Source organism: Neisseria sp. N95_16 (assembly GCF_002551535.2).
GTDB lineage: Bacteria > Pseudomonadota > Gammaproteobacteria > Burkholderiales > Neisseriaceae > Neisseria > Neisseria brasiliensis.
The window spans coordinates 1-4,957 of sequence record NZ_PDBT02000112.1; the positions used below are offsets into that span (position 1 = coordinate 1).

Annotated in this window: 7 protein-coding genes; 5 read left to right on the forward strand and 2 right to left on the reverse strand. The window is 50.6% G+C overall.

The features are described 5' to 3' along the window. The coding region (locus CRG49_RS14115) for a helix-turn-helix domain-containing protein (RefSeq protein WP_157807888.1) at positions 1-171 on the reverse strand (171 nt) is incomplete at its 3' end. Positions 172-296: 125 nt separating this feature from the next. Next, positions 297-1,340: a type IV pilus twitching motility protein PilT gene (locus CRG49_RS12240; protein ID WP_095501925.1), complete on the reverse strand. Its 1,044-nt coding sequence runs from the start codon at positions 1,338-1,340 to the stop codon at positions 297-299. 113 nt (positions 1,341-1,453) lie between these two features. Here CRG49_RS12240 and CRG49_RS12245 point away from each other — a divergent pair, with 113 nt between their 5' ends. The 5 genes from CRG49_RS12245 to CRG49_RS12265 form a co-directional block, all read left to right on the forward strand. Continuing rightward, the gene (locus CRG49_RS12245; RefSeq protein ID WP_095501924.1) at positions 1,454-2,149 is read left to right on the forward strand and encodes a YggS family pyridoxal phosphate-dependent enzyme; all 696 of its coding nucleotides are present in this window, start codon (positions 1,454-1,456) and stop codon (positions 2,147-2,149) included. A gap of 81 nt (positions 2,150-2,230) precedes the next feature. Beyond that, complete coding sequence (gene proC / locus CRG49_RS12250; RefSeq protein ID WP_095501923.1) at positions 2,231-3,028, forward strand: pyrroline-5-carboxylate reductase; 798 nt, start codon at positions 2,231-2,233, stop codon at positions 3,026-3,028. 4 nt (positions 3,029-3,032) lie between these two features. After that, positions 3,033-3,590, forward strand: coding sequence for a YggT family protein (locus CRG49_RS12255; RefSeq protein WP_095501922.1), 558 nt, complete (start codon positions 3,033-3,035; stop codon positions 3,588-3,590). A gap of 221 nt (positions 3,591-3,811) precedes the next feature. Beyond that, positions 3,812-4,228 carry an RNA polymerase-binding protein DksA gene (gene dksA / locus CRG49_RS12260; protein ID WP_095501921.1) on the forward strand — a complete coding sequence of 139 codons (417 nt, stop codon included), beginning with the start codon at positions 3,812-3,814 and terminating at the stop codon, positions 4,226-4,228. Positions 4,229-4,404: 176 nt separating this feature from the next. Beyond that, a partial coding sequence (locus CRG49_RS12265; RefSeq protein ID WP_198515174.1) for a transposase occupies positions 4,405-4,957 on the forward strand: 553 nt, incomplete at its 3' end.

Consider the following 4,957-nt stretch of genomic DNA (forward strand, 5'->3'; position numbering starts at 1 on the left):
CTGTTGTGCTTTTCGGTAACAGTAGGTTCCGTTGACGGAATGCCGTCTGATTTCCCGACTGACGGTGGCGGGATGACAACCGATGTTCTGTGCGATTTGGTTTAGGGGTAGGTTGCGGTAATGTCTGGAAATGTAGTATCTTTGGTGTGAGGTCAGTTGTGTGTAGGCCATATTGCAATCTTTCTTGTCAGGAAAGGCAGTATACTACCGCATACTGGCCTTTTCTGTTATTGGAAATTGCACTTGTTAGGCGAATGTAAGGGCCTTGAAATAAAAAGGCCGTCTGAAACCATAAATTAAAGAATCATTGTGTCGCTGTTTTGCGCTTTGCTGCGGGCGGCTTCGTGGCTGATGGTGCCTTGACGCAGCAGGTTTTGCAGCGCTTGGTCGAGCGTTTGCATGCCGTGTGATTGGCCGGTTTGCAGCGCAGATTGGATTTGCGCGATTTTGTTTTCGCGAATCAGGTTGCGCACGGCAGAGGTGGAAATCAGGATTTCATGCGCTGCCACACGGCCGTTGCCGTCGCGGGTTTTCAAAAGGGTTTGCGAAATCACGGCACGCAGCGATTCGGAAAGCATAGAGCGCACCATTTCTTTTTCGCCTGCAGGGAATACGTCGACAATACGGTCGATGGTTTTGGCCGCGCCGGTGGTGTGCAATGTGCCAAATACTAAGTGACCGGTTTCGGCAGCGGTCAAGGCCAAGCTGATGGTTTCAGGGTCGCGCATCTCACCAATCAGAATCACATCCGGGTCTTCACGCAGGGCAGAGCGCAGCGCGTTGTGAAAGCTGTGGGTGTGTTGGTGTAATTCGCGCTGGTTAATCAGGGCTTTTTTGCTTTGATGCACAAACTCAATTGGGTCTTCGATGGTCAGAATGTGCGCCGGTTGGGTTTCGTTGATGTAGTTGATCATCGCCGCCAAAGTGGTCGATTTACCCGAGCCGGTCGGGCCGGTCACCAACACCAAGCCGCGCGGGTTATCGGCGATTTTTTGGAAAATACGCGGCGCGCGCAATTCTTCTAAGGTCAATACGCTGCTGGGAATGGTACGGAACACCGCTGCAGGGCCGCGCTCGGTGGTGAATGCGTTCACACGGAAACGCGCGACATTAGGTAATTCAAACGAAAAATCGACTTCTAAATCCTGCTGATACAGTTTGCGCTGGTGGTCGTTCATGACCGAAGTGACCATGGTGCCGACTTCTTCGGCATCCATTTCCGGTAAGTTGATGCGGCGGATGTCGCCGTGAACGCGGATCATCGGGGACATTGCCGAGCTTAAGTGAAGGTCGGACGCTTTGTTCTTCACGCCGAACGCCAGTAAGTCTGTAATCTGCATAATGTGGCCTTATTGGTTTAGAATAGTAAATCGGTTTATTTTAAATACATAATATCGTTCAACCAAGCAAATTTTGTAAAAAGGCCGCAAATGGCCGGATAAAGGAAAGAATCATGTCGGGATTGCAACAACATTATCAAGCCATTTTAAACGACATCGCCCAAGCAGCCGAAGCAGCAGGCCGTCTGAAAGAATCGGTGCAGCTGGTGGCGGTGAGCAAAACCTTTCCGGCTGAAGACATCCGCGAAGTATATGCCGCAGGACAGCGCGATTTCGGCGAAAACTACATTCAGGAATGGTATGACAAAACGCAAACGCTCGCCGATTTGCCCGACATCGTGTGGCACATCATCGGCGATGTGCAATCAAACAAAACCAAATACGTTGCCGAGCGCGCGCATTGGCTGCACACGGTAGGTCGTCTGAAAACTGCGCAGCGCATCAGCAATCAAAGGCCGTCTGAAATGCCGCCGCTGCAAGTGTGTATTGAAGTGAACATCGCCGCTGAAGAAGCCAAGCACGGTGCGCCGCCGGAAGAAGCGGTGGCTTTGGCGGTGGAAGTGGCGAAGTTGCCGAATATTGAAGTGCGCGGTTTGATGTGTGTGGCGAAGGCCGACAGCAGCGATGACGAATTGCGCCAGCAGTTTGCGACCATGCAGCAATTATTGGCGGATGTGAACGCAGCAGGTGTGAAGGCAGATGTGTTGTCGATGGGCATGTCGGGCGATATGCGGATTGCGGTAGAATGCGGGGCAACCCATGTACGCATCGGCAGCGCGATTTTCGGCCAGCGCGATTACAGTAAATAAAGGTCTCAGGCCGTCTGAAAACCATTCACTACTTTCAGACGGCCACAATATATATAGAGAGAGTAACGAAAGGCAAGCAACATGAACGTATTCTTCTTAGGCGGCGGCCACATGGCAGCGGCGATTGCCGGCGGTTTGGTGAAGCAGGGCGGGTATCAGGTGCATATCGCCAACCGCGGCGCAGAAAAGCGCGAACGTTTGGCTAAGGAATTGGGTGTTAGCGTATCGGAGAAACTGCCGCCATTGTCTGCAAACGATGTGCTGGTGTTGGCGGTTAAGCCGCAAGACATGCAGGCTGCGTGTGAATATGTGCAAACCAACGGCGCATTGGTGCTGTCGGTCGCAGCCGGTTTGAGCATCGAAACCTTAAGCCGTTATCTGCAAGGCAACCGCCGTATTGTTCGCACCATGCCCAATGTGCCCAGCCAAATCGGTTTAGGGATTACCGGTATGTACGCGGCTGAAGAAGCGAGTGACGCAGACAAGCAAACCGCCGATGCCATCATGCGCGCCGTCGGCCAAACGGTGTGGCTCGATGACGAAACGCAAATGCACGCCATCACCGGCATCAGCGGCAGCGGCAGCGGCTATGTGTTTTATTTGCTGAATGCGTTGCAACAAGCCGCGCTGGCACAAGGTTTCGATGCTGAGCAAGCCCGCAGCCTGACTTTGGCAACATTCAAAGGCGCGGTTGAATTGGCCGAACAAAGCGGCGCATCGTTTGAAGATTTGCGCCGGAGCGTGATGTCGAAAGGTGGCACCACCATGGAAGCCTACAATGTGTTTGATAAACGTGGTGTCACCGAATCGATAGTAGAAGGGGTAGAAGCCTGCGTAGTCCGTTCGCAAGAAATTTCACAACAATTCGAGGCCGTCTGAAAACATGAAAGCCGATTTATTGTTATTACTGGCCGATGGTTTGGTGATTGTGATGGTAGCGCGGTGCCTGTTGCATTGGGCGAAATTGGATGCCAATCATCCGCTGGCCGCCTTTTGCCGTCAAACCACCGATTGGCTGGTTAAGCCCTTACACAAAGTCGCACCTGCTGCCGGCCGTTGGGATACGGCCTGCCTGTTGGCCGGATTGCTGGTGTATTACATTGTCTATATGGTGATGACGTGGGTAGAGTTGCCCGGCAGCATCAGTGGCAAAATCATGGCAGCGAATTTTATTTTTGCGCTGATTGGCATGCTGAAAGCCGTAGCCTATGTTTTGCTGTTTGGCCTAATTATCCGTATGCTGCTCAGTTTCCAGAATCCGTATTCGCCGCTGGTTGTGGTGTTGCAGCGTATTTTTGAACCGGTGTCGCGCCCGTTTGCATTCCTGCGCATTGGCCGCTACGACTTTTCCGGTAGTGTGGTGGCGTTGGTCTTGTGGTTTATGTTGGTGGATTTTTTGCCGAAACTGGTCAGCAGTGTGAATTTGTGGCTGCTGCGTTAATCAGTGTGTTTTGGAATGAAAAATTGAATGATGTCGCAACTATGCCAAAAACATGTTATTTAAGTGCAAAAAAGTGCAAAGCGGGCAGCCGAGCGCAACGCACCGAAAAAAAACATGTTATGATACGGAATTTTTGAAAGCACAACCTTTCAAAAATGAATAAAAAATAAGCGGTTGTGAGCAGAAACAGAAGTTTCCGATTATTAGAGAAAGAAATTATTATGGCAAAGCTGACAGAACAAGACATTTTAAAATGGGACGGTCCGGAAGATGATTACATGAATGCCGACCAATTGGCATTCTTCCGAGAGTTGCTCGTCAAAATGCAAGATGAGTTGATTCAAAACGCAACAGTCACCACCAGCCATCTGCAAGAACACGAATCCGCTCCCGATCCTGCCGACCGTGCAACGCAAGAAGAAGAATACGCTTTAGAATTGCGTACACGCGATCGCGAGCGCAAACTCTTGGCCAAAGTACAAGCCACCATCCGCAGCATTGACGAAGGCGATTATGGTTTCTGTACCGATACTGGTGAGCCAATCGGTTTGAAACGTTTGCTGGCACGCCCGACCGCAACATTGTCTGTTGAAGCGCAAGAGCGTCGTGAGCGAATGAAAAAACAATTCGCCGATTAAGTTATCGTTAAGTATATTCAAAAGGCCGTCTGAAACGTTTCAGACGGCCTGAGACCTTTGCAAAACCCCTCTTAAATCCCATGTAAAGTAACTATAGTTACCAAGCGGCATAATACTTCCCAAACACCCTAAAATCCTCTAAATTCCCTTTAAGCCGAATTTAGAGGATTTTCTTCATGAGCAGCTTCTTCAAACAAACCGTCGAAACTATCGTTGGTAAAGACCCTGACCGCTTTCCCTTGCTCAAAATTCAGCTCATTATCGACTGGCAGCCCATTGCCGATTATCTCGAACAACAAAAAGGCCGCTATACCCGTCATCACGGCGGCCGCCCCGCCTATTCATTATTGTCCATGTTTAAAGCCGTCTTACTCGGCCAATGGCACAGCCTGTCCGACCCCGAACTCGAACACAGTCGCATTACCCGTCTCGACTTTTATCTCTTCTGCGGTTTTGACGAACTCAACACTCCCGACCACAGCACACTGTGCCGTTACCGCAACTGGCTGGCACAAAACAATCTACTTGCCGAATTACTGGATTTGATTAACCGTCAATTAACTGACAAAGGCTTAAAAATCCAACATGCCAAAGCAGCCGTTATTGGCGCCRCCATAATCCAAACAGCCGGCGGCAAACAGCGACGGGCGATTGAAACTGATGAAAACGGTGTGGTTTCAGAAAACACCCCCAGCAAAGACCAAGATGCCCGCTGGGTGAAGAAGGACG

Coding starts and splice junctions, on each gene's coding strand:
- CRG49_RS12240 (WP_095501925.1), bottom strand. CDS start 1,340: ATGCAGATTACAGACTTACTGGCGTTCGGCGTGAAGAACAAAGCGTCC.
- CRG49_RS12255 (WP_095501922.1), top strand. CDS start 3,033: ATGAAAGCCGATTTATTGTTATTACTGGCCGATGGTTTGGTGATTGTG.
- proC (WP_095501923.1), top strand. CDS start 2,231: ATGAACGTATTCTTCTTAGGCGGCGGCCACATGGCAGCGGCGATTGCC.
- dksA (WP_095501921.1), top strand. CDS start 3,812: ATGGCAAAGCTGACAGAACAAGACATTTTAAAATGGGACGGTCCGGAA.
- CRG49_RS12245 (WP_095501924.1), top strand. CDS start 1,454: ATGTCGGGATTGCAACAACATTATCAAGCCATTTTAAACGACATCGCC.